Origin of the sequence: Butyrivibrio sp. INlla18, from assembly GCF_900103635.1 — a bacterium.
In the GTDB taxonomy this organism is placed as follows: domain Bacteria; phylum Bacillota; class Clostridia; order Lachnospirales; family Lachnospiraceae; genus Butyrivibrio.
This window is the reverse complement of record NZ_FMXK01000011.1, coordinates 40,605-61,311: the sequence shown is the minus strand read 5'-3', so window position 1 is coordinate 61,311 and position 20,707 is coordinate 40,605. Positions and strand designations below refer to the sequence as shown.

The window sequence follows — 20,707 nt, the reverse complement described above, 5'->3', positions numbered from 1 at the left end:
AACAAATATTTATGCATAAAAAAATCCCACTTTCAGTTCAAACAAAGCTGAAAGTGGGAAATATATACACTTAATTAGTTAAGTCCAGCTGCCTGCTTAGCAACTTCCTCAGCAAAGTTCTCGTTCTTCTTCTCAATTCCTTCGCCAGTCTCGAAACGAACGAATCTCTTGATTGAAAGCTTAGCGTTGTTGTTCTTTGCAACCTGTGCAATGTACTGACCAACTGTCTGCTTACCATCCTCAGCTCTTACGTAAACCTGCTCGTTAAGGCAGATTTCCTTGAGCTCCTTGTTAAGACGTCCGATAAGCATCTTCTCGATGATCTCCTGAGGCTTTCTCTTGCCTTCTGGAAGCTCTTCATTCTCCTTCATAGCCTGAGCAAGAAGGATCTCCTTCTCGTGGTTTCTGTACTCTTCTGAAACATCCTCAGAAGCAACATACTTAGGGTTAAGAGCTGCAACCTGCATAGCTACATTCTTAACAGCCTCTTTGATGTCATCGTTAACAACGTCTGTCTCAGCCTCAACGATAACAGAAATTCTACCATTACCGTGAACGTAAGGAACTACGATACCGTTAGAAGCAACAACCTTCTCAAAACGTCTGATTGAAAGCTTCTCGCTGATAACTGCTGTGATCTCTACAAGAGCATCATTAACAGTCTTTGTTGCATCCTGGTTCCACTTCTCAGCCATGAATGCATCCATATCCTTAGAATCTGAATTAACAGCCTGCTGAGCAACTGCCTCAACAAATGCCTGGAACTTATCGTTCTGAGCAACGAAGTCAGTCTCTGAGTTAACCTCAACAACTGCAGCTGTTGTATCATCCTTAACAGCGATTCTTGTAAGACCTTCAGCTGCGATTCTGCTAGCCTTCTTCTCAGCCTTCATGATACCGTTCTTTCTAAGGAACTCAACTGCTGCGTCCATATCTCCATTAGTCTCTGTAAGAGCCTTCTTGCACTCCATCATACCTGCGCCAGTAGACTCACGTAACTCTTTAACCATAGCTGCTGTGATAGCCATCTGTATTATCCTCCGTTATTTTATTTAAATTCGCAGCCCACCACACTGGCAGACTGCGTAAAAAATTCAGTATAAATTACTCTGCAACTTCCTCAGTAGCAACTTCACCCTCTACCTCGTAGTTAGCAACTGCATCTGACTCAGCACCCTGATTAGCCTCAATAACAGCATCAGCCATCTTACCAACGATAAGCTTTACTGCTCTGATAGCATCATCATTACCAGGAATGATGAAATCAAGCTCTTCAGGATCACAGTTTGTATCACCGATACCGATAAGTGTGATTCCAAGAGACTCAGCTTCCTGGATGCAGATTCTTTCCTTCTTAGGATCTACAACAAAGATAGCATCTGGGATTCTCTTCATATCTCTGATTCCGCCAAGGTTAGCCTGAAGCTTAGTAAGTTCCTTCTTAAGCTGAGCTACTTCCTTCTTAGGAAGAACATCAAATGTTCCATCTTCCTGCATCTTCTCAATAGTCTTCATTCTAGCGATTCTGCTCTGGATTGTCTTGAAGTTTGTGAGCATACCACCAAGCCATCTCTCGTTTACATAGTACATTCCGCAACGCTCTGCCTCAGACTTAACTGCGTCCTGAGCCTGCTTCTTTGTTCCAACGAAAAGGATTGTTCCACCCTGCTGTGCAATCTCAAATACTGCCTTGTAAGCCTCGTCAACCTTTACAACTGACTTCTGAAGGTCGATGATGTGGATTCCGTTTCTCTCTGTGAAGATGTAAGGAGCCATTTTAGGGTTCCATCTTCTTGTCTGGTGTCCGAAGTGTACACCTGCCTCAAGTAACTGTTTCATTGATACAACGCTCATTTTAATACCTCCATTTGGTTAAAATCTTCCGTATATCCTTGGCCGAAAATCCACAAAAGCGCGTCTTCTAAAGTGACGGCTCCCATTCTGATCAGCTAGCTGACACCATAATGAGAATCAGATATACGTGCATATTTTGTTACTGTCCTTCGACAGCCCGTGAATAATAGGCATAATTCACCAATTAGTCCACAGCTTTTTTATACTAACACAGCTATATTCATATTTCAACACTTTTTTTCATAAAAAAACTTCCTATTTTAGCAATAGGAAGTTCTTAATGTGTGATGATATATGCTACATCCTCATATGTGGATCCGGCAGGGAATGTTCTGGTGCCAGATCTGATGATTCTGTCTAAACCTTTATCAATAAGATATCTGTTAAAAGAAACTGCGTTATCAATTACACCAGCCTCATAAAGTATCTGGGCTACAGCATCTGAACTTTTTCCTCCTGGAATCGTAACTGTCTTGGCAGTTCCAGATACAGAAGTCTGATCATTGTCTGTAGTCTCAGCTGGCTTTTCTTCAGTTTTAGCTACTTCCTGAAGCTGCTCAGTACTTTCAGATTCAGCGACTTCTTCTTTTGTTTCTTCTTTTTTATCTTCTACTTTAGTCTCTGGTTTTTCAGTACTTAATTCTTTTGATGCTTCAATTGAAGCTTCTGTAACTTTATTTTCCTCTTTTGCTTCCTGAGTTTTTCCTTCTTCCTCCTTTGAAGCCAGGAAAGAAGCTGATTCACTTGCCGAAGCGAATGCTTCGTCGATTTCTTTAGATATTTCTTTTCCTGCTTCATCCAATGCCTGATCGGATGAAGATGTATTCGATTCTTCAACTGCGTCACCTTCATTCACAGTGTCTGATAAAACACCGCCATCTGTCATTCCAAGCTCTTTGGCTCTTTCAATAACTTCCGCATCACTCATTGTTGTCTTGCGGCCGCCGAGAGCAAATCCCATGACAATAGCAGTTAGAATGACACCTATGCCAATGCCCCTAAGATAATACTTTAATTTCATTCCTCAATAATTTCCTTACTTAACTTTTCTATGTTTATTAGAAAGATCTATCACAAGCTTAACTTCACCAATACCAAGACCAAGTTCTCTAGCAATGACCATATTAGACTTACCAGCCTTATGCATCTCTATGATCTGCTTGTTCTGAGAAATTGGATCATTGGCTGTAAGCTCCTTCATGTTCCTATCAGGATTAGAAGGCTTAACATCATTTATTGAAACAACCTTAGCACTAGTGGTCTCTTTTGGCTCTTCTTTGACTTTATTGCCAATAACGTGAAGACTTTGAACCTGTTCTTCCTTGATTACTTCTACAGGAATAGCATCAAGCTCTTTTAATTCCTTCACATTCTTTTCTTCAACATAGCCACTCTCTACATTTCCGATTGGTTCTGGCCCAACGAGATCTTGTTCGATCGGAGCAACTGGAGAAACAGGCTTAACGTTATATTTTTCTTTGTAAGGAATTCTGATGCCACTTGGCTTGTCCTCTTCTTCATCAAGAAGGATCGCTCTGACATTACTCTCAGGGAAAGATGCTTCTGAAATAGACTTAAGAGAATCAGTAGCCTGTCTTGCTTCATTGGCAGTAGCCTCGGCATCCATAACTGTTCTCTTAGCCTCATCGGCTTTCCTAGTAACTTCAGAAACAACATCAGTAAGATTCTTATGCTTATCATTAAGCATATCGTACATAAACATTACTTCATCATGATTTTTATGGATATCATTTATGACGGTATCAGAATATTCGCCAATTGCAGAAAGCTTTTCGTTAGAAATACGCTCCATTGCACGTTCAGTTCTATCAAGGGAATTATCGACGGTGTCATCTACCATATTCTCAATGGTTTCCTTCTGGTCTTCTACTTCACGACGAACAAGCTCACGGATTTCTCTCTCCATAAGCAATTTATCCTCTTCGTCGATTTCCTTTCCAGCTGGAAGAAGATAACCCAATATGATTGCTGCAAATCCAGCAACTATGAGTACAATCTCGGTAATACTTATCATTTCTCCGCCCAATCACCCCATGTTAAATCTCATGCAAAACAATTGCGATATATTATTATAATATAGAAATATTAAATCTTCAAATCAAAACCCGACGATATTTGAAGGTCCACAGGCTTACCGTTCCTGTCGATCATGTGACTTGCCATTTTTTCCATTTTTTCGGCTGAAAGCTGTCTTTCCAATAAAGGATTCTTTTCATCCTTTTCTTTTTGCTTCCTGTTACGTCCTCCATCGCCCATGTATTCATTACTTCCTTTATCCTGGGCGTCAGATTGTAACTCTCCCTGGCCGACATCATCCTTTTGATTTACAGAGTTCTTTTGATTATCAACCTCTTCGTTGAACTGAGTCTGAAAGATCTCTCTGTCCATAAGCGGCCTGGCATCTTCAGCAGCCTTGACGGTTGATACTTCATTGGATGCAGCAATTACCCCGAAATCGATTCTGTTGATTGACATAGTCTGCTCCTCCGTTTCAGGCGAGCACTCTAGAAATGGTCGTCAAATCGGTGCAAGCCTTACATCGCCTTCTTTCACTACAAATCTACTATATTGCACTGGTTTTTTCACTATCATGGACAATTCCCCAATGTTCACGGTAGTTCCAGGATATGCTGTTCCCTCGACAATAACAAAGGCTTCCTTGGAATCTGCAAGCTTTTCCATAAGTTCGCTGTATTCCTCTGAATCATTCTGAATAGACTCTGTTAATGTCTTGTTCATGTCGATAAGCTTTTTGGCATTAGCGACCTGATCAGGTGAAAACTTAGCTCCAGCCTTAAGCATCTTGGTGAAGCCTTCAATTGTAGGCTTGATGCTCTCAATTGTCTTTTGGTTGGTTGTCATATTCTTTTGTAATTCTTTGAGTCTTAGCTTGAGCTGAGGATCAGCGCCAACTTCTACAATAGTATTGGCTCCCATTTCAGAGCCAAGGATCTTGGCCTGAATCTTTTCAGCAGCAATAACTTTGCCTCCAGCTATAAACCCTCTTTTACCAGTTACAATTACTTCAGTTCCGGAAGCTACATTTGAATGAAGGATACATTCGCTTGTAATACTTCCTTTTGCAGTAATTGTAGCATTTTCTATAAATTTTGTAACTATATTTCCGCCTGCTTTGATATTACCGCCAGCCTTAGCTCCGCATTCCAAGATAATATCTGATCCAGCTTCAAGTGTTGCGCCTTCTACAATACCTTTTACTACAATATTGCCGCCTGCTTTAACAGAAAAGTTAGAAGCTACAACTCCTTTAACCTGAACACTTCCTTCATAATCGATATTTCCAGTAGAAACATCAACATTTTCTAGGGTAAGTACATCAGAAACAGTAACCTTCCCTTCTTTAATAGTTACATGTCCTGATTTTGCAGCAGTTAAAGTCATCTTATCTTCTGAAAGAACCGTATTTTTACCAAATTTAATAAAAGTAGACTTTACTGCAGCTGGCTTAATAGTTTCGCCATATATATTGATGCCTGCTTCACCAGGAACTTCCGGGTGAAGAGTTGCTAAAAGGTCTCCTTCATTTACGTTATTTATGAGATTTAAATGAAAATAGTCTACGCTACCATCTTCTCTTAATGTTGGCTTTGGTCGAAGGTTACGATTAAAGTGATATTCAACCGCTGCGTTCTTGCCCTGCTTAACCTCTTTTCCCTGACACACAACTATTTCCTTACAATATTCCCTATGCTCAAAGAACTTATGAATATTCTCAGTCTGAATGCCATAGGTATATTTTCTGTAAGCGATGGTATCCATGATCTCTTTTTCTGTCAGAAGTTCAGCACCTTCTGTTGGAGGATAAAAAATAGCTGTGACAGTCATACGATCCTTGGAAACGTCAAATTTCACCCCTTCTCTTTCGGGTAAGATCTGCGCCTCTGTAAAAATAACCACTTCATCGTCAGCCTTTGTCACAGCGTCATTAATAACAACTACATCATATTGAATTTTTCTATCTTCCAAATAGTCTCTGACATCATTGACATTTAAAGGCTCGTCACCATCTGTTGGCGGATATACTTTTATGCCAGTGCCTTTGGGTGTTATAACCAGTTGAAAATAACCATGCATAATATAGTCCCCTTTTCAATTAAGTTAAAATCACTATCTGGAGTTTGTAACTAGTCCCAGGTAATTACCAAGCTTAGTTCTCATTTTCTGAAGAGCTTTGGTGTGAAGCTGAGAAATTCTAGATTCAGAAACTTCTAATACCTCACTAATCTCTTTTAATGTAAGTTCTTCATAATAATATAAAAGTATGACTTTCTTTTCTTTATCAGTAAGAAGTTCCAAAGATTCAGCAAGCATCTTCTTTAGCTCTTCTTTTTCGACAGCTTCTTCAGGTTTTACAAAACCAGCGCTGTGATTATTAACATCCTCCGTAATATCTGAGCCCTGATCCATGAACTCATTTAATGATACAACACCTGTAACCTTCATCTGATTCTGCCATGAAAGATATTCATCCTCTGAAATCTCCATCTTAGCAGCTATCTCAGCATCTGTAGCTACATGTCCTGTATCTCTTTCAATCTCTCTTATCGCAGTCTCAATCTTTTTCTGTCTCTGTCTAATGGTTCTGGGGATCCAGTCCATCTTTCTGATCTGATCAAGTATAGCACCTCGTATGCGAAGGCTTGCGTAAGTTTCAAACTTAACATCCTTGAGTAGATCAAACTTGTCTATGGCGTCAATAAGACCAAAGATACCATATCCCACAAGATCGTCATATTCGACGTTAAAACCAAGATACATGCTGAGTCTTCCAGCTACAAGCTTGACTAAAGGAGCATACTCTAAAATGAGCTGCTCTCTTATCTCCTGGGATTTAGATTTATTATATTCCGTCCATAACTTATTTCTGCCTGCGTCATCCATGTAAATAGTCCCCAAATCCTGTTATTTTATTCCGGGATATCATGAACATCCAAAGGTTCAACATTCTCCCCATTTTCGCCTTCGGCTTCCATGGCAGCTCGCGCCTCTTCTTCAAGGCGCTCAGCCTCCATTTTTTCAGCCATGGCTTTCTCATAATTAATCTCTAAAAACCTAGTTATCATTTTTTCAACGATAAGACCAATAACCAAAAAAACGACAACTGATGTAAATACTATAACAAAGAAATCCCCCGCTGGGTAGCGTTTAAAGTAAGTAAATATAGCAATGACCGCTGTAGCTGAAAGCACTACTAGCGGAGTGATCAGCTTTGTATTAATTTGTTTAATCTCATCAGTATTCATATGACCTTCTCTGGTTTTCCTACCGCTCTAATAATATAATCTCCATTTTCTGGATAAAAAATGACCGTTCGTCCATAAGAATCGCCAGTGTCTTGCGCAAGTACAGGTATATTAAGCTCTTTTAATTTCTTCAAAGAGGCCTGAACATTTCTGTCACCTACTCTCATAGTAGCATTATTAGTCTGAAACGCAAACATCTGAGCTCCGCCAGCTATCTTAGCAACTAGTCTTGATCTGTTTGCTCCCTTAGCCACTATCTGCTTCACAAGTTCCTCTATTCCTGTGTCAGCAAACTTAGGAATATTGGAATTATTCTTGATCTCAGTAGAATCTGGAAGCATAACATGTGCCAGGCCACCAATCTTGGTAACCGGATCTCTAATAGCTATTCCAACGCACGAGCCTAACCCCAAAGTGGTTATTCCATCGGGGCTTACACAAATATTTAGATCGGCCATTCCAACCTTAATAATTTGACTCATAAATTGCCCCTTTGTTAAAGAGAAACATCTCCCATGCCAAGTGAAGAGAGAATTTTACTGTAACCATCCATATCAGGTAATAGAATAAAATAGCCACTTAACTTAAGCTCATCAAAGAATTGAGTCTCGATCAAAAGAATCTTGTCGCCCATCATACCGAACTGAATAGCTGGTACACTAAGGATAGCTGCAGCCATATCAATTGCTACATATGGTATTGAAGGAACGAGCTTTAAATTAGTCATCATTGAAAGGGAATTAAGGTATGATCCAGTAATGATGTTTCCAACCTCTTTAAGAGCGGACATCTCAACTTCGTCAAAATCCTCTTCTTCAGATTTTGCACCTGTTCCCATAAGCTTATCTACAAGATGTCTGGCTGCCTGCTTACCAAGAAGGAACATGATGCTTCCATCAATGTCACCTTCAACAGCAAGGTAAATACCAGCCATGATCTTTTCGGCTCCACCCATCAGATCGCCAACATCCTTAAAATCAAGGAGTCTAACCTGAGGAACATTCATATCAACCTTTGTTCCGATCATCTGTGCAAGAGCTGTTGTAGCATTTCCCGCACCGATATTGCCCAGTTCTTTTAGGACATCAAAGTACTGGCTGGACAAATTGTCCAAACTCATTTCACCCATATTAAATCCTCCAATCAGCTAGCATTTGATGCTTTTTCTTTAACTTCCTTCTCAGAAACAACAGCCTCAAGATCAAGGATAGAAACAAGTCCGCCCTCATAATGACCAACGCCACCAACGAACTGTGCTCCAGTTGTTCCCTTCTTGTCATCATAACGCATCTTTTCAATGCTATTAACATCAAGTGTAAGCACCTGATTAACCTGATCTACAATAATTCCAACAAGATCACCTGTCTCTGTCTTTAAGATAATGATCCTGGACTTGTTAGTAAACTCATCCTCTTCAAGTCCCATCTTCATTCTAACACTCATAACAGGAACAATCTCACCACGAATATTGATAACACCCTTAATATAGTCATCAACCTTTGGAACCCTGGTGATCTGCTGCATTCTTACAATATTATCAATATATTTGATGTTGATGCCATACTGTTCGTCATCGATCTTGATAACAATAAACTGAATAAGCTCACCTACATCAGAATTATCTCTAAGTTCGTTCATAATGGTTCATCCTTTCTTCTTAATAATCAACCGTCATTAGAAAATTGAATTAGTGTCAAGAATAAGAGCAATCTCACCATCACCAAGGATAGTAGCACCACTTATAAGCTTGCACTTATTGGTGTATCTGCCAAGAGGCTTGATAACGATTTCCTGCTGTCCCATAAGTTCATCGATAACAAGACCTGCAAGCTGATCGCCCTTTCTGGCAATAACAACAACCATATCTTCATCTGGCGACTTTGTAGACTCAGTATCAAGAACCTGATTAAGTCTGATAAGAGGAAGAACGCTTCCACGAAGATTGATAACTTCCTTATTTTCAACGAATTTAACTTCTGATGGAGATACATCCTCAATACTCTGAATAGAATCAAGAGGAATAGCATATTTTTCTTCACCAATGATAACCATCAGAGCCTGAATAATAGCAAGTGTAAGAGGAAGTCTGATAACCCATGTTGAACCTTCACCAAGCTTAGTCTTAACTGTTACTTCACCTGAAAGTGATTCAACCTTTGACTTAACAACGTCAAGTCCTACACCTCTACCAGAAATTTCTGAAACCTGTTTAGCAGTTGAGAAACCTGGATGGAACAAGAGCTCTACGCACTGTTTTTCTGTTAAAAGAGCTGCCTGTTCAGGAGTAACTACTCCTTTTTCAATAGCCTTATTCTTAACGACTTCAGCATCAATACCGTTACCATCATCACCCACTTCGATAACAACACTGTTACCATCCTGGAAAGCATGAAGGAAGATCTGTCCAACTTCAGGCTTACCTCTCTGAGCACGAAGATCAGCACTCTCAATACCGTGGTCAGCGCTGTTTCTGATAAGATGCATCAAAGGATCACCAATCTCATCAACAACGGTACGATCCATTTCAGTATCTTCACCAGTCATTGTAAGTTCCATCTTCTTATTCAGAGTCTTGTTAAGGTCTCTGATCATACGAGGGAATTTCTGAAGAACGCTCTCAATAGGAACCATTCGAACCTTCATAACAGATTCGTGAAGGTTTGTTGTAACGCTCTCAAGATATTCGATCTGCTCATTTACATTTGATACACCTGATGTATTTGCTGCAGAAATAAGTGAGTTCTTTGCAATAATAAGCTCACTTACAAGATTCATGAGCACATCAAGCTTTTCAATATCAACACGGACTGTTCTGTTAACAACAGGCTTACCAACAGGCTTCTTGCCGCCAGCTGCTCCGCCGCCGGCTGGTGCAGGAGTATTTGCTGCAGGTGTTGCTGCAGGTGCTGGCTTGTTGTCAGAAGGAGCAGCTGCTGCAGGAGCATCATCCTTATCCTCTGAAGACTTTGCTCCGCTAGGATCAAACTCACCACATTCACAACCTTCAACTTCAGAAACAGCCTTAACTATCTCTTCTACCTTTTCTTTTGACTCATCAGTAATGAGGATCAAACTAAAAGAAAAATCAAATTTTTCATCTTCAATATCCTGTGTATTAGGATCTGAAACCGCGATCTCACCGATCTCTTCCAATCCCTTAAATACAAGGAAACCTCTTGCAGCCTTAAGGATACAAGACTCCTGAATATGAACTGTAACGCCATAGATCTTCTTTCCCTGGCTCTTTGCTTCTTCTAATGTGGATTTAACAGATGGATCAAGGCGAATTGCCCTATAATCCGTAGAACCATCAGCTCCCTCTGCTGGTCCATCAGCTGCAGGCGCTGCTTCTGTAGAAGCTGCTGCTTCTGCTGGTGCTGCTGCAGGCGCTTCATCACCACCGCCTGCGCCACCATTTCTGATATCAGCGAGAGACTTAATTATATCTTTATGCTCATCAGTACCTTCATCCTGATTCTCAGTGATATTATCAACATATCCCTGAATAGCATCAAGACACTGAAGCAGAACGTCGATATCGGCAGATTTGATCTTGATCTTGCCAGCACGAACGTCTGAGAAAACATCTTCCATATCATGTGTAAGATTCTGCATTCTGGTATAGCCCATGGTACCAGCCATACCTTTCATGGAATGGGCTGATCTGAAGATCTCGTTAATACAATCTTCATTCTCTGGGTCCTGTTCCAAAGTCATAATGTTGTCATTGAGCGATTGAAGGTGCTCCTTTGCCTCATCAAGAAAGACACTTAGATACTGAGAAACATCCATAACCAATTTACCTCCATTTGAAATGTGATAGATTTTCAAAAGTATAATCTTATTATCGCATACTTTTGTTCAAAATATCGGCATTTGAATGGAGGAATTAGAAAAATTGGATAAAAGAACTATTAAAAAAGATAAAACCTCAATTCACGCCGACATTCATTATTATTTCCTGGGCTACATTGTCTAGCTTTACAACCTGATCAACGAGACCAGCTACTGCTACCGCCTTCGGCATTCCGTAAACGGTACAAGTGCTTTCGTCCTGACCGATTACATGAACTTTTTTCTTAGATTTAAGATTCTTTATTCCTTCTGTTCCGTCAGCTCCCATTCCTGTTAGAACCACACAACAAATTTCGTCGTAATCCGAGTCCATAAGTGATTCATACATAAAGTTCGCGCAAGGCCTTACACCTTCTCTTGTGGGACCATCCACGTAATGGATAGCGCTCTTACCACCGCTCTTTATGATATGCATATGCTTGCCACCTTTGGAAATATAAACAGTACCCGGCTGAAGTATATCTCCTTCTGCAGCCTCTTTTACACTGACCTCACTAAGTGAATCAAGTCTCTCAGCAAGAGAAGCTGTAAAGCCTTCCGGCATATGCTGAACCAGAACAACTGGCGTTTTTAAATTTTTAGGTAATTTTGGAATAACTGATTGTAGTGCTCTCGGACCCCCTGTCGAACTAGCTATCGCAACAATTCGATTACCAGTGATCTTACTGGCCGATTTGCTAACGAGTTCAACAACTTTTTTCGACTCCTTCACATCTTCAATAGAAAAAGATTTTGCATGAACTGGAGCTTTACTATCTGCTACAGCAGCAAGGGTATCAATGAAATGAGCTGTGAAATCCTCACCTCTGCATTCAGAAGCTCGATCTGGCTTATGAACAAAATCCAGAGCCCCAAGATCAAGAGCATCCATGGTGACCTTTGCGCCTTCCTTCGTGTCTGTACTTGCCATCATAATCTTTGCTCTTATATTATTTTTTTGAAGCTCTTTAAGTAACGTAATGCCATCCATCCTTGGCATATTAATATCAAGAACGACGGCATCATATGTGTTCTTTTTAAGCAGTTCGAGACCTTCGACTCCGTCTTTTGCGGTTTCAACCACGTGGAATCTTGAATCTGAATTAATAATATCACTGAGTACGGTTCTCATAAGTGCAGAGTCATCAATTATCAAAATTTTTTTCATAATCAAGTTTGCTTCTTTCTTATTTTGCGCTCTTCCTCGAAGATAAAGTGGATGATATCCTCTCTGGAAGTCTCGTCAATGTAAACGTACTGGATTCTGTGCTCGTACAGTCCTGGTCTACTCTCAAGCTCACTCACTTTTAGCACTGTACATATCATTTCATACTCTTTGTCATTGGCACTGCTCGGTAAATTGTAGGAGCAATAGATGGTACTACCTTCTTCGTATTTAAAATTCGCTACAAACCTAAGCCCGCCACCACTTATATCAACAACAACGCTTCTTTGAAGACCAAGATCAGCATCTACTAGGTATTTCCTGTTTCTTTCAAATGCTTCAAGTTCTTCTTTGGAACATAGCCTTGATTTAAGTTCTAGTGCACAACTAAATCTGTAATATTCCCTGCGTTGGAGTTTTTGTAATTCGCTTATAAGGTCCAGAACCAAAATGTACATATTATCACTTCGGTATCTGTCTACTATTCTAGCATAGCACTGAAATAACCCTCGTGTGCTATAAAAGCACAGGCTATACTCCCCATCAACTGGTAAAAGTACCACCTTACCTTTCTCAAAGGGCATCAGGATCTCGATTCTGTCATCAGAAGTCACATCCATGATCTTACTCATGTAAATATGCTTCGTTCTAGCATCCTCATCCATCCAGATTTTTCCAGTAGCTTTTAGCTCTACTCGATTTCCTGGTGAAATGTAATCAGAAAGCATCTATTTTTGTCTCCGTTCATGTACTTAATGAAGTACTATTGTGTATTTGGCGCATTGCCGATTATATTTGGAACATTGCCGGTACTACTAAGCTTCCTTCCAGTAATGATATGGGAAAAGAAAGCTGCCATACCGCGCTGTTTTACCTCCTCTGTATAGCCCGGATTCATTAAATGGGCTGCTATCGTTTCAAATGCCTTAGTTGCCTTAGCGTTAGGATACTGTATAGAAACAGGTGACTGCTGCATAACGCTTCTAGCAAGCATCTGATCCTGCGGAATTGCTCCCATATATGTAAGTGGAAGTTTCAGATATCTAGCAACAACCGCGTTAAGCTTGTTAAAGAGCTGTTGTCCCTCTTCATCACTAGAAACTCTGTTTGACACTACCTTAACCTTAGTATTCTCTCTTGAGAACCTAGGTGACTGATTAAGTGCTTTTAAAAGAGAATACGAATCCGTAATAGACGTAGGTTCAGGAGTAGTAACAAGCATTATCTCACCACTTGCTACAAGGAATTCCATAACCGCACTTGATATACCTGCACCGGTATCTATTATTATTATATCAGCAATTGCGTCCAATTCGGCAAGATTTACAATAATATATACTAAATAATCTCTCGAAAGGTTGTACATGCCCGAAATACCTGAGCCTCCGGAAATAAATCCAACCCCTTCAGGTCCCCAGGTAATGATATCTTTAATATTTTTGCCCTGATAAATTAGGTCACAGAGATTATGTTTTGGTACTGTTCCAAACATGATCTCAATGTTAGCAAGTCCAAAGTCCGCATCAAGGATGATCACTCTTTTACCCATCTTGCGAAACTGAATAGCTAGATTTATGGCTACATTTGACTTACCAACGCCTCCCTTACCGCTTGTAACCGTAATGATCCTGGCAAGTGGCCTTTGAGGCTTATTTGAGTTCTTGATTATATTTCTAAGTTGTTGTGCCTGATCCATAAATTTCCCCAATAATTTTAGTAATTAACTTTTTCCACCCAAAAGATTCTTGACGATGCGCTGCGCATCAAATACAGCAATGTCATCAGGAACGTTCTGTCCGTTAGTGATATATGCAACAGGAGCACCTGTATGCATTCTAACGTTGTAAAGATTTCCCTTTGCCCCAGTCTCATCCATCTTGGTAAAGATAAGCTTATAAGCAACCATCTCAGAATATGCATCTGCGATCTCAATAAGATCCCTATACTTGGTAGTTGCAGAAAGAACAAGGAAATTCTCACATTCCATGATATCTTCCAATGTTCTGATAAAGCTTTCTACGCCTTGCTTGAGCTCTTCATTGTGAAGTGAATGTCCAGCAGTATCTACCATGATGAAATCATAGTCCTTGAAATCTTCTGCAGCCTGCTTCATCTCTTCAACAGAATAGATAACTCTAAATGGAATCTCCAATATAGATGCATATGTACGAAGCTGCTCTGCAGCCGCAATTCTATAGGTATCAACCGTCAAAAGAGCTACTTTCTTTTTCTGGGTCACAGAAAGCTCTGAAGCAAGCTTAGCAATAGTTGTTGTCTTACCAACACCAGTAGGTCCAATAAATATCTCTGCTCTAGGACCTGGTTTATCCATAACTATAGGTTCAGACTTACCAAACTTAAGAACCATCTTCTGATAAACGTTTGCAAGAGCAAAATCAAAAGGAAGTCCTGGTTTACTGATCTTTTCAACCTCGTCAGTAAGCTGATTAACGTATATCTCATCAACCTCATTTTCAATAAGAGTATTGTATAAAAGCTTGATAAAAGACATTGTCTCTTCTGAAACTTCATCCTTTTCAGGAGCTTTAACACCACTATCAGAAGGTGCGCTATCAGAAGAGCTATCCTTTTCGTTCTTGATAAAGTTCTTTTCAAGAAGATTACTAAGATTATCGAGCTTTTCTTCTATTGCGCTGTTATCATCTCTATAGTCCTTGCTCTCTTTAACTTTTGTTGCATTCAAAGTAGCAGAAACGATAGTATCTCTCTGAGAGCTATCCTTCGAAGGGGTTACTATCTGAGGCCTGTTTTCCTTTGGCTGAGAATAGGACTTTACAGGTCTTTCTGACTCCTCTTCAAGAGCAACAGTTACCTCAATTTTTTGAGACTGAAAAAAAGAGAAAAATCCAGATTTCTTGGTTGGCCTAACATTCATTACAACGATGTTTTGGCCAAGTTCTCTTCTTGCCTCTTCAGTAGCTTCACTTTCAGTTTTTCCAACATACTTTTTGATAATCATATTATGCAGTTACCATCCCCACAGATTGTAATTCGACGTTAGCCTCCACCTCATTATATGAAATTACTACTAGGTCTTTGTAGTAATCTTCAGTCATTTTCTTAAAGTACATTCTCACAATCGGAGAAGCCATGATGATAGCCTGCCTTCCAGCTTCTTCGAGCTTTCTAGCTTGCTCTCCAACTGCATTTAATATTGCCTTTGTTCTGGCTGGATCAAGTGTTAAGTAAGCGCCAGTCTCAGTCTGCTTGACGCTGTTCATGATCTCCTGCTCGATCTTAGGATCAAGAGTAACTACGCTTGTAGTCTCACCAGGCATAAAGTACTTGCTTGATATTGCTCTCTTTAGACTCTGTCTTACGTACTCAGTAAGAATATCAGGGTCATGGGTTGAAGGAGCAAAATCAGCAAGAGTCTCAAAAATAGTAACAAGATCTCTAATAGATATGCCTTCCTTTAAGAGATTCTGAAGTACTTTTTCAATCTCACCAAGACTCATAAGCTTAGGCACAAGCTCATCAACAAGTGCAGGATTATTCTCCTTAAGATTATCAACAAGATTCTGAACATCCTGTCTGGTCATAAGCTCAGCAATATGTTCTCTGATGATCTCAGTAAGATGCGTAGCAATAATTGAAGGCGGATCAACAACTGTATAGCCAAAGCTTTCGGCTCTTTCTCTCTGACCTTCCGTGATCCATATAGCAGGCAGGTGGAATGAAGGCTCAAATGTAGGAATACCTGTGATCTCTTCCTCTACATGACCAGGATTCATAGCCATATAATGGTCAAATAAGATCTCACCATCACTTACCTGTATACCTTTAATTTTAATGATATATTGATTAGGATTCAACTGAATATTATCACGAAGACGAATGATAGGCACAACAGTACCAAGTTCAAGAGCCACCTGTCTTCTGATCATAACAACTCGGTCAAGGAGGTCTCCGCCTTGATTTACGTCAGCAAGAGGAATGATTCCATAGCCAAACTCAAGCTCGATAGGATCAACAGACAAAAGACTCGTGACATTCTCAGGCTGCCTTATCTCTTCAGCCTGCTGTTCCTCTGGAGAAGCAACCTCGCTCTCAACATTAACCTCTTCAATAGTCTGGCTTGCGATCCTTCCAAGAAGAATGAATCCTGCACCAAATGAAACATACAAAACTGTAGGAAGAGGTGACAAAATACCAAGTCCAGCCACAACTCCTCCAACCAGGTACAAGGTCTTTGGCATACCAAAGAGCTGTCCAATAAGAACATGACCAAAGTCTGCCTCTTTTGATCCCTTTGTAACAAGAATACCAGTTGACATTGAGATCATAAGTGAAGGAATTGAACTTACAAGACCATCACCCATAGTAAGTATTGAATATGTATTGATGGCAGTATTTGCATCCATGCCCTTTCTGAGCATACCCATCGCAATACCGCCAAGAAGATTGACCGCAGTAATGATAAGACCTGCAGTTGCATCTCCTTTTACATACTTGGTAGCACCATCCATAGCTCCAAAGAAGCTAGCTTCATCCTGAATCTTTTGTCTTCTTTCTTTGGCTTCCTGATCAGTAATAGCACCAGTGTTAAGATCCGCATCTATAGCCATCTGTTTACCTGGCATAGCATCAAGAGTAAATCTTGCAGATACTTCAGCTACACGCTCAGAACCTTTGTTGATGACCATGAGCTGAACGATAATAAGGATAACGTAAACAATTGCACCTACAATAAGGTCGCCACCACCAACGAAGGAACCAAATACTGTAATAACCTGTCCTGCGCTTCCCTGTGTCAGAATAAGTCTTGTAGATGATACGTTTAGTGAAATTCTAAAGATAGTCGTAAACAAAAGGATCGTTGGGAAGAACGACATATCTAGAACATCCTGAGCAAACATGGCTGTGAACATGATCACGAAAGAAAGTGACATATCAAAGGCCAAAAGAATATCCAAAAGAAAGTCCGGCAGAGGAATAATAAGCATTACGATAGCTGCAACAATATAAAGAGCAAGTCCGTAGTCAAATACACGGTCTCGTAGTTTTTTTACATCCATATTTTCCTCTCCTTTCTCTCGTTATAGTAAATACAATACATCATATCTTTCCCTGCAGGTGATATACATAAGCAAGGACTTCAGCAACCGCCTTATAAAGTTCTGGCGGAACCAGTTCTCCCACTTCAACGTTAGCATAAAGCATCCTGGCAAGAGGCTTATTTTCTACTATTTCAACTTTATTTTCCTTTGCTATCTCTTTGATCTTTTGAGCAAGGAAATCTGCACCCTTAGCAATGACCATAGGCGCTTCTGCTGACTCAGCATCATATTTGATGGCTACAGCATAGTGAGTAGGGTTTGTGATAACAACATCCGCCTGTGGAAGCTGCTGCATCATCCTGCGCTGTGAAGCCTGCATCATTCTCTTTTTCTGAGCGCCCTTAACTTCAGGGTTACCTTCGGAATTCTTGTACTCATCCTTAAGTTCCTGCTTGGTCATCATCATATCTTTTCTGAATTTACGTCTCTGATAGATGAGATCTGCAAAAGCTATAAACATATAAGCAATGGCTATCCTGATGCCAAGACTTATGACAAGATTGCCCATCAAGCCGATTGCCTGATTAAGTGGCATGTCATATAGCAGAAACAAAGACTCTTTTCTGCCAATAAAAAACATATAGATAACAATGGCCATAATAGCAAGCTTAAGTATAGATTTTAAAAGTTCAAAGACCTTTCTGGTTGAAAAGATCTTTTTCATACCAGAAACAGGATTAAGCTTAGAAAGCTTTGGCTGCAAAGGCTTAGTTGTGGGCTTATATCCAACCTGAACAAAATCGCAGATAAAAACTACGGCAAAACCAATGATAAAAAACGGAGCACAAAGAAGTAACAGCGTAAGCATTGAATTATTTACAATGCTCCTAAGATACGCTATGGGCAGATATCCATCATAGGTTCTTGCCACATTTGGGATTGAGTTATATACCTTTTCAAATGTGCTCTTAAATACACTTCCCATAAAGGAATAAAAAAATCTTAATATGAGAAAAAGTGCAAGCAAACTAAAAGCCGTCGCTATTTCCTGGCTCTTAGCCACCTGTCCTTCTTTTCTGGCATCATCAAGCTTTTTAGCTGTTGGCTCTTCTGTCTTCTCAGCACCATTAGCATCTTCAGCAAAAAACTGAAGATCATATGAAATTAGTAGCTGACTATCATCATGCTTAGCCAGCTTGCATGCTGTAGACAAAATCATGCATTAACTCCTTGATATTGATATAAACAAAGTTCGATGCACTTCCCAGCATAGAAACTGTAATAAACATAACCATTAGACCAATAATGATCTTGATCTGAATACCGACAGAGAACATGTTCATCTGTGGTGAAACCTTTGCTAGAACGCCAAGAACAACGTTTGTAATGAAAGTAATGATAAAGATCGGAAGGGCTATTCTAAAGCCTATTACAATGTAGTCTCTAAGGAATGAAACTATAGCATCAAGCATTCTATCAGAATGGATAGTAACTGTATTTATAGGAATCAGTACAAATGAATCAGCTAGGGCCTTAAGGATAAAATGGTACATTCCTGACAAAATAAGCATCATAGTAAGCGTCTGGGAATACAATGTACCAGTAATAGATGTCTGCTCATTTGTATTAGGATCAAATAGGCTTACCATAGAAAGACCTATCTGCATATCAATAATGGTACCTGCAAAGTTAACTATAAGAGTACTAAGCTGTACAGCATAACCAATCAGGAATCCTGCCATAACCTCTTTTAACACGATAACTGTATAACCAATGATCGTGTTATAATTTGGCGCTTCATAAGGAACAGCACCGTAGATAAGTATTGAAAGCAGTAAGCTAAAGCCAATCTTGACCTGATTAGGGGTCTGTCTACCACCAAAGAACGGACAAACATATATGAAGCTTGTTATTCTTACAAGAATCAAAAGAAATATCTCAAGATCCCCATATCTAAACGTGTAATCGATCATGTGATACCTCTATCTGACATACTGTGCAAAATCAGACCAAAGCTGAGTAATAAAACCAGACAATTCTGTAAGCATCCAGTTACCAATTAGCATAATCATTATGAAAACACCTATTACCTTAGGAACAAAGGTAAGTGTCTGCTCCTGAATAGATGTAACAGTCTGAAAAATAGAGATGATAAGTCCGATGATCATTGATGTCAAAAGTACAGGAAGAGACATCTTGATTACCAGGAATAACGCGCTATTTATTATTGTGTTGATGTCTGATAATGTGATCATAAAGTGCCCCCTTAATAGAACGACTTAACAAGGTTGCCTATTATTAAACTCCAACCATCAGCCAGAACAAATAATAAGATCTTAAACGGCATTGAAATTGTAGTTGGCGGTAACATCATCATACCCATACTCATAAGTACCGACGCTACTACCATGTCTATAACAATAAACGGTACATAGATAAGGAATCCAATGATAAAAGCTGTTCTAAGTTCGCTCACGATAAAGCTAGGGATCAGAACAACATTAGGGATGCTATCAAGCTCGCCATCCCACTCTATTCCGTCAATTTCCATAAACAAAACAACATCTTTTTTCTGAGTCTGTCCATACATAAACTGCCTAAATGGCTTCATTGCTGTTTCCACGAACTCTTTTTGGTCTATCTCGCCATTCTCAAATGGAATAACTGCATCATTATATGCAGCTGTTAAAGTAGGTTGCATGATAAAAAGTGTCATAAACAAAGCAATCCCAATCATCACCAGGTTAGGTGGCGATGTTTGGGTTCCAATGGCAGTTCTTGTAAAATGTAGTGCGACGATGATCCTGGTAAAAGAAGTCATCATCACAAGAAGAGTTGGTGCCAAAGAAATAAGGGTCAGTGTAATAAGTATCCTTAGAGCACCATTCACTGAGCCATTACCGTTATCATATGTAACAGTAACAGTATTAGCTATATTCAGCTCCTTAAGGTCATCGGGATCTTCCGAAGAACCGGGAGCATTGATATTTGTCCTTTCATCCTGAGAGCCAGTTAAGTGGCTATCTCTATCAGTTGTAGGATCAGTTGGCGTTGTATCCTCAACAACGTTTTCAGTAGCGTGTACTGTAAGTGGAACTGAAAAAGCCAAACTAGAGATAAGTAATACAGAGATAGCGGCCAGAACAAATCTCTTAATTGCTACATTCTTATTCAGTTTTGATTCTCCCCGCATTTTCTTCATGTTACTTTTTAATCTCGCCTTTAAACTTTTCAAATACTTCTTTAAAACTAAGTGTTGTAGCCCCATCCTCTTTGGTGATCAGCGAATCCTTATCAATTTCACCAAGAGCAGTGATCTCATCCTTTCCAACAGCAATAGCCATGTATTTATCCCCTACACGAACTATCTGAATGTACTTGTTGACAGATATTCTACTGGTCTCGATGATCTCAATATTTCCTGAGGAAGTCTTTTCTTTCTGATAACCTGCAAGGAACTTGGTGACATAGTAGGTAGCCGCCAGGACACCAATGAAAATGATCAATATAGAAATAAACTGTAAATATGAATCAGCTGTCATTTAAGT

22 protein-coding genes are annotated in these 20,707 nt (G+C 39.8%); all 22 read right to left on the bottom strand.

The window, feature by feature from the left end; genetic code table 11:
• Positions 1 to 74: 74 nt before the first annotated feature.
• A complete protein-coding gene (gene tsf, locus BLS24_RS09185) occupies positions 75 to 1,028 on the bottom strand; it encodes a translation elongation factor Ts (RefSeq protein ID WP_091758329.1) in 954 nt (317 codons plus the stop codon).
• A gap of 76 nt (positions 1,029 to 1,104) precedes the next feature.
• Positions 1,105 to 1,854 carry a 30S ribosomal protein S2 gene (rpsB, locus tag BLS24_RS09180; protein WP_091758327.1) on the bottom strand — a complete coding sequence of 250 codons (750 nt, stop codon included), beginning with the start codon at positions 1,852 to 1,854 and terminating at the stop codon, positions 1,105 to 1,107.
• 277 nt (positions 1,855 to 2,131) lie between these two features.
• On the bottom strand, positions 2,132 to 2,875 hold the full coding sequence (locus BLS24_RS09175; RefSeq protein ID WP_091758325.1) for an MltG/YceG/YrrL family protein: 744 nt from the start codon (positions 2,873 to 2,875) through the stop codon (positions 2,132 to 2,134).
• Positions 2,876 to 2,890: 15 nt separating this feature from the next.
• A complete protein-coding gene (locus BLS24_RS09170) occupies positions 2,891 to 3,889 on the bottom strand; it encodes a DUF6115 domain-containing protein (protein WP_143015158.1) in 999 nt (332 codons plus the stop codon).
• Between the two features lie 71 nt (positions 3,890 to 3,960).
• Positions 3,961 to 4,350 carry a hypothetical protein gene (locus BLS24_RS09165; RefSeq protein WP_091758321.1) on the bottom strand — a complete coding sequence of 130 codons (390 nt, stop codon included), beginning with the start codon at positions 4,348 to 4,350 and terminating at the stop codon, positions 3,961 to 3,963.
• A gap of 42 nt (positions 4,351 to 4,392) precedes the next feature.
• On the bottom strand, positions 4,393 to 5,970 hold the full coding sequence (locus BLS24_RS09160) for a DUF342 domain-containing protein (protein WP_091758319.1): 1,578 nt from the start codon (positions 5,968 to 5,970) through the stop codon (positions 4,393 to 4,395).
• Positions 5,971 to 6,003: 33 nt separating this feature from the next.
• On the bottom strand, positions 6,004 to 6,777 hold the full coding sequence (locus BLS24_RS09155; protein ID WP_091758318.1) for a FliA/WhiG family RNA polymerase sigma factor: 774 nt from the start codon (positions 6,775 to 6,777) through the stop codon (positions 6,004 to 6,006).
• A 26-nt stretch (positions 6,778 to 6,803) separates the two neighbouring features.
• The gene (locus BLS24_RS09150; protein WP_071176136.1) at positions 6,804 to 7,139 is read right to left on the bottom strand and encodes a hypothetical protein; all 336 of its coding nucleotides are present in this window, start codon (positions 7,137 to 7,139) and stop codon (positions 6,804 to 6,806) included.
• The gene (locus tag BLS24_RS09145; RefSeq protein WP_071176137.1) at positions 7,136 to 7,621 is read right to left on the bottom strand and encodes a chemotaxis protein CheD; all 486 of its coding nucleotides are present in this window, start codon (positions 7,619 to 7,621) and stop codon (positions 7,136 to 7,138) included. Before BLS24_RS09145 ends, BLS24_RS09150 begins: the two co-directional genes overlap by 4 nt.
• Positions 7,622 to 7,635: 14 nt before the next feature.
• Positions 7,636 to 8,268, bottom strand: a complete 633-nt coding sequence (locus tag BLS24_RS09140) for a chemotaxis protein CheC (RefSeq protein WP_091758317.1) — start codon at positions 8,266 to 8,268, stop codon at positions 7,636 to 7,638.
• A gap of 14 nt (positions 8,269 to 8,282) precedes the next feature.
• Positions 8,283 to 8,777 carry a chemotaxis protein CheW gene (locus BLS24_RS09135; protein ID WP_091758315.1) on the bottom strand — a complete coding sequence of 165 codons (495 nt, stop codon included), beginning with the start codon at positions 8,775 to 8,777 and terminating at the stop codon, positions 8,283 to 8,285.
• A 36-nt stretch (positions 8,778 to 8,813) separates the two neighbouring features.
• Positions 8,814 to 10,931, bottom strand: a complete 2,118-nt coding sequence (locus BLS24_RS09130; protein ID WP_091758313.1) for a chemotaxis protein CheA — start codon at positions 10,929 to 10,931, stop codon at positions 8,814 to 8,816.
• 139 nt (positions 10,932 to 11,070) lie between these two features.
• Positions 11,071 to 12,141, bottom strand: a complete 1,071-nt coding sequence (locus BLS24_RS09125) for a protein-glutamate methylesterase/protein-glutamine glutaminase (RefSeq protein WP_176764392.1) — start codon at positions 12,139 to 12,141, stop codon at positions 11,071 to 11,073.
• Between the two features lie 2 nt (positions 12,142 to 12,143).
• The gene (locus tag BLS24_RS09120; protein WP_091758311.1) at positions 12,144 to 12,866 is read right to left on the bottom strand and encodes a flagellar brake protein; all 723 of its coding nucleotides are present in this window, start codon (positions 12,864 to 12,866) and stop codon (positions 12,144 to 12,146) included.
• A gap of 35 nt (positions 12,867 to 12,901) precedes the next feature.
• A complete protein-coding gene (locus BLS24_RS09115) occupies positions 12,902 to 13,834 on the bottom strand; it encodes a MinD/ParA family protein (protein ID WP_091758309.1) in 933 nt (310 codons plus the stop codon).
• A gap of 24 nt (positions 13,835 to 13,858) precedes the next feature.
• Complete coding sequence (flhF, locus tag BLS24_RS09110; RefSeq protein WP_091758307.1) at positions 13,859 to 15,118, bottom strand: flagellar biosynthesis protein FlhF; 1,260 nt, start codon at positions 15,116 to 15,118, stop codon at positions 13,859 to 13,861.
• A gap of 1 nt (position 15,119) precedes the next feature.
• Positions 15,120 to 17,177, bottom strand: a complete 2,058-nt coding sequence (gene flhA / locus BLS24_RS09105; RefSeq protein WP_091758305.1) for a flagellar biosynthesis protein FlhA — start codon at positions 17,175 to 17,177, stop codon at positions 15,120 to 15,122.
• 40 nt (positions 17,178 to 17,217) lie between these two features.
• Positions 17,218 to 18,378, bottom strand: coding sequence for a flagellar biosynthesis protein FlhB (flhB, locus tag BLS24_RS09100; RefSeq protein WP_091758303.1), 1,161 nt, complete (start codon positions 18,376 to 18,378; stop codon positions 17,218 to 17,220).
• Positions 18,347 to 19,132: a flagellar biosynthetic protein FliR gene (fliR, locus tag BLS24_RS09095; RefSeq protein WP_091758301.1), complete on the bottom strand. Its 786-nt coding sequence runs from the start codon at positions 19,130 to 19,132 to the stop codon at positions 18,347 to 18,349. The genes flhB and fliR overlap by 32 nt, the downstream gene beginning before the upstream one ends.
• Positions 19,133 to 19,141: 9 nt before the next feature.
• A complete protein-coding gene (fliQ, locus tag BLS24_RS09090) occupies positions 19,142 to 19,414 on the bottom strand; it encodes a flagellar biosynthesis protein FliQ (RefSeq protein ID WP_091758299.1) in 273 nt (90 codons plus the stop codon).
• An 11-nt stretch (positions 19,415 to 19,425) separates the two neighbouring features.
• The gene (gene fliP / locus BLS24_RS09085) at positions 19,426 to 20,361 is read right to left on the bottom strand and encodes a flagellar type III secretion system pore protein FliP (RefSeq protein ID WP_242872266.1); all 936 of its coding nucleotides are present in this window, start codon (positions 20,359 to 20,361) and stop codon (positions 19,426 to 19,428) included.
• 1 nt (position 20,362) lies between these two features.
• Positions 20,363 to 20,701 carry a flagellar biosynthetic protein FliO gene (locus BLS24_RS09080; RefSeq protein ID WP_091758296.1) on the bottom strand — a complete coding sequence of 113 codons (339 nt, stop codon included), beginning with the start codon at positions 20,699 to 20,701 and terminating at the stop codon, positions 20,363 to 20,365.
• Between the last annotated feature and the right edge of the window lie 6 nt (positions 20,702 to 20,707).